The sequence below is a fragment of the Mycobacterium sp. TH-M15 genome (genome assembly GCF_057473705.1).
Map to the genome: position 1 here is coordinate 1 of NZ_JBYCLB010000585.1, position 2,949 is coordinate 2,949.

Annotated in this window: 6 protein-coding genes; 2 read left to right on the forward strand and 4 right to left on the reverse strand. The window is 68.6% G+C overall.

The window, feature by feature from the left end:
* Both AC2VNT_RS14445 and AC2VNT_RS14450 read left to right on the forward strand, forming a co-directional pair.
* Positions 1-413: hypothetical protein (locus tag AC2VNT_RS14445; RefSeq protein ID WP_486947512.1), on the forward strand; the 413-nt coding region annotated here is incomplete at its 5' end.
* Between the two features lie 73 nt (positions 414-486).
* On the forward strand, positions 487-1,392 hold the full coding sequence (locus AC2VNT_RS14450; protein WP_486947513.1) for an Rv1157c family protein: 906 nt from the start codon (positions 487-489) through the stop codon (positions 1,390-1,392).
* A 95-nt stretch (positions 1,393-1,487) separates the two neighbouring features.
* Here AC2VNT_RS14450 and AC2VNT_RS14455 read toward each other — a convergent pair whose 3' ends face one another.
* The 4 genes from AC2VNT_RS14455 to AC2VNT_RS14470 all read right to left on the reverse strand — a co-directional run bounded on the left by AC2VNT_RS14455 (position 1,488) and on the right by AC2VNT_RS14470 (position 2,947).
* Positions 1,488-1,634, reverse strand: coding sequence for a DUF1059 domain-containing protein (locus tag AC2VNT_RS14455; RefSeq protein WP_486947514.1), 147 nt, complete (start codon positions 1,632-1,634; stop codon positions 1,488-1,490).
* A complete protein-coding gene (locus tag AC2VNT_RS14460; protein ID WP_486947517.1) occupies positions 1,631-2,218 on the reverse strand; it encodes an HhH-GPD-type base excision DNA repair protein in 588 nt (195 codons plus the stop codon). The genes AC2VNT_RS14455 and AC2VNT_RS14460 overlap by 4 nt, the downstream gene beginning before the upstream one ends.
* Positions 2,219-2,326: 108 nt before the next feature.
* Positions 2,327-2,500 carry a DUF5302 domain-containing protein gene (locus AC2VNT_RS14465; protein ID WP_486947515.1) on the reverse strand — a complete coding sequence of 58 codons (174 nt, stop codon included), beginning with the start codon at positions 2,498-2,500 and terminating at the stop codon, positions 2,327-2,329.
* 39 nt (positions 2,501-2,539) lie between these two features.
* Positions 2,540-2,947: a PPOX class F420-dependent oxidoreductase gene (locus AC2VNT_RS14470; protein WP_486947516.1), complete on the reverse strand. Its 408-nt coding sequence runs from the start codon at positions 2,945-2,947 to the stop codon at positions 2,540-2,542.
* Positions 2,948-2,949: the final 2 nt, after the last annotated feature.

The following is a 2,949-nucleotide window of genomic DNA, read 5'->3' on the forward strand; positions in this document are numbered from 1 at the left end:
TCGGCATTCCGGGCCTGACGTCGCCGGCTCCGGCCGCGACGTCCACACCAGGGCTCAGCCGTCCGGGCCTGACGTCGCCGGCTCCGGCCGCGACGTCCACACCAGGGCTCGGCAGTCCAGGTCTGACGCCGGCCGCTCCGGCCACCAGCCCTGCGGGAATCCTGCCGCAGGCTCCGCTCAATCTGCCGCAAATCCCGGGCCTGCCGTTCCCGCTGCCGCAGCAGGTGTCGCTGCCCGGCGACCTCACTTCACTGCTCGGCGGTGGATCTCCACTCGGCAGCGGACTCGCCTCCGCCGTGGGCCTGCCAGCTACGGCGGCCGCACCGGTGGCGTCCCTTCCGCTGGCGGCCGCGCCCGTGGTGCCTGCAGCGGCGGCAAACCCGCTGCTTTTCCCGGTGAACGCGCTGCCCTGACCGAGCTACCGGCCGGCAGGCGCCCCCCCCGCGCCAGCCGGCCGCCACCCACGTCGACGTCTGGGAGGACACCATGCACATCGCACGAAACCTGATCTACGCCTTCGCCGCAACGGCCATCGCATCGAGCGCCGCACTGGCCATGTCCCCCAACGCGGGTGCCGACCCGGCGCCGCCCGCTCCGATTCCAGCTCAGCAACTGCCTGGTCTGCCGGCCCTGACCGAACTGAGCCCGATCATTCAGCAGGCCGCCGGCAACCCCGAGCAGGCGACCCAGTTGCTGATGGCCGCCGCGCAGGCATTCGGCCGCAGCCCGTCGGCACCCGAGGAATCGAAAAACGTTGCGGCCTCGGTGAACCAATTCGTCCAGGCACCGGACGCCGCCTCGACCGCGCACGTCGTCCCGCCCGGCGTTGAGCCCGGCGCCCAGGCGCACCTGCCCACCGGGATCGACCCGGACCACGCCGCGGGCCCCTCGCCCGAAGCCGCGCCGGACCCCGCGAACGCCGTTCCGGTCGCGGCCGCAACGCCGCCCGCACCGCAAGCCGCGGCTCCCGGGTTCAGCCCGGACTCCCCACCCACGCAGGACTTCATGTACCCGTCGATCAGCAACAACTGCGGCGGTGACGGCGGCACGGTGATGGCACCGGTGCTCTCGGTCGCCGGGCCCGCCAAGATCCCGGCACCGGGCCCGGCCGCCGGCCAGACGGCGTACGTGTTCACCGCCGTGGGTACACCGGGACCCGCCGACGTGCAGAAGCTGCCGCTGAACGTCACCTGGGTCAACCTGACGACGGGCAAGTCAGGCAGCGCCACACTCAAGCCGCAGCCCGACATCAACCCCCAGGGGCCGACCACGCTGGTCGCCACGGTCGACACCGGCTCGGGCAGCATCATGTCGACGGTCTTCGGGCAGGTCAGCACCAAGGACAAGCAGTGCCAGTTCATGCCCACCATCGGCTCGACGGTGGTGCCCTGAGCTAGCGACTCCCGGCGCGAGTGGGCGCAGTTGTACACCACGTACGGCGTGTCGCTGTACAGACACGCACGCTCGCGCCAAGAAGTACCAAGAAGTTAGTAGGCCATGAACAAGATCGCGTCCCGGTCGTACTCCAGACCGGGATGCGCGGAGGCCAGGTGCGCCTGCGTCAGATCCACCAATTCATCTTCGTCTTGGCCGGCGATCGCCTCGCCGCACGGACAGTTCAGATGTGTTTTCACGATGTCGCCTTCCCGGTTGTCGCCTTCTTGGCTGCTTTCATCTGCTTCTTGTACGAACGCACCTTCTCCAACGAACCCGCGTCAACGATATCGGCCACCGACACGTGGCTGCCGGCTTTGCCGAATTCGCCCGCTGCGGTCCGCCAGCCCTTCGGGGTCACCGCGTACTGCTTACCGAGCAGGGCCAGAAATATCTGTGCCTTCTGCTCACCGAATCCCGGCAACCCCTTGAGCCGTCGCAGCAGCCCGGGCCCGTCGGGATCGCCGACCGTCCACAGCCCGGCGGCGTCGCCGTCGTAGTCGTCGACGATGATCCGCGCCAGCGTCTGGATACGCTTGGCCATCGAGCTCGGGAAGCGGTGTATCGCAGGCTTTTCCGAGCACAGCGCGGCGAATTTGTCCGGGTCGTAGTCGGCGATCTCGGCGGCGTCGAAACCGCTCATCCGGTCGGCGATCTTCTTGGGGCCGGCAAATGCGGTCTCCATCGGGACCTGCTGGTCCAGCAGCATGCCCACCACCAGCGCCAGCGGGTTCTCGGCCAGTAGCTGATCAGCGGCGGGCTCTTGTGCCAGGCAGATCTGCACGGTCAACGACGTACTCCTTCCGTCAAACGACCCAGCTCGAACTCAACCCAACCACACCTGATTGGCAGGCCGGGTGGTTCCCGCAGCATTTCCTGTGACGGGCGCTCGCTAGCCGCTCTTGCGACGGAACTCCCGCCGATTGCTCGCCGAGCCGTGGGCACCGGGCTGCTTGGCACCGCCATCCTTCTTATGGTCCGCCCCGCCCGACGACTTCGAGTTCTTGCGCTCGAGGGCTTCCCGGAATTTACGTTTGGTGTCGTCCTCCGACGCCGATTCGGCCATAGCCCGCAGCCTAGCGCGCCGGCCGCAGTTCAGCGTGATTCACCGCAGGCCAGGCGGCATCCCGTAGACGTGCGCGATCGGTAGCGTCAGCACCACGCGACGATCGGTCACCATCGCCTGCCGGTAGTCGTCCCAATCCGGGTGCTCACCGGCGATGTTGCGGTACAACGCGATCAGCGCTTCGACGGTGTCATCGCCGGGCGCCGCGGCCGGCGGGGTGAGCGTCGCGTTGCCTTCGGCAACGGCATAGGACCAGCCGTCGTCGGAGCTGACGAGCAGCGACGCCCGCGGGTCGCGGCGCAGGTTTCGGGTCTTGGCCCGCGGCTCGGTGACCGAGACCTGGATCGTAGTGCTGCGAGCGTCGAAGTAATACGACACGTTCGACAACTGCGGCCGCCCGTCCCGCTTGAGCGTGGCGAGCACGCCGAGAGCGTTGTCGGCGATCACGG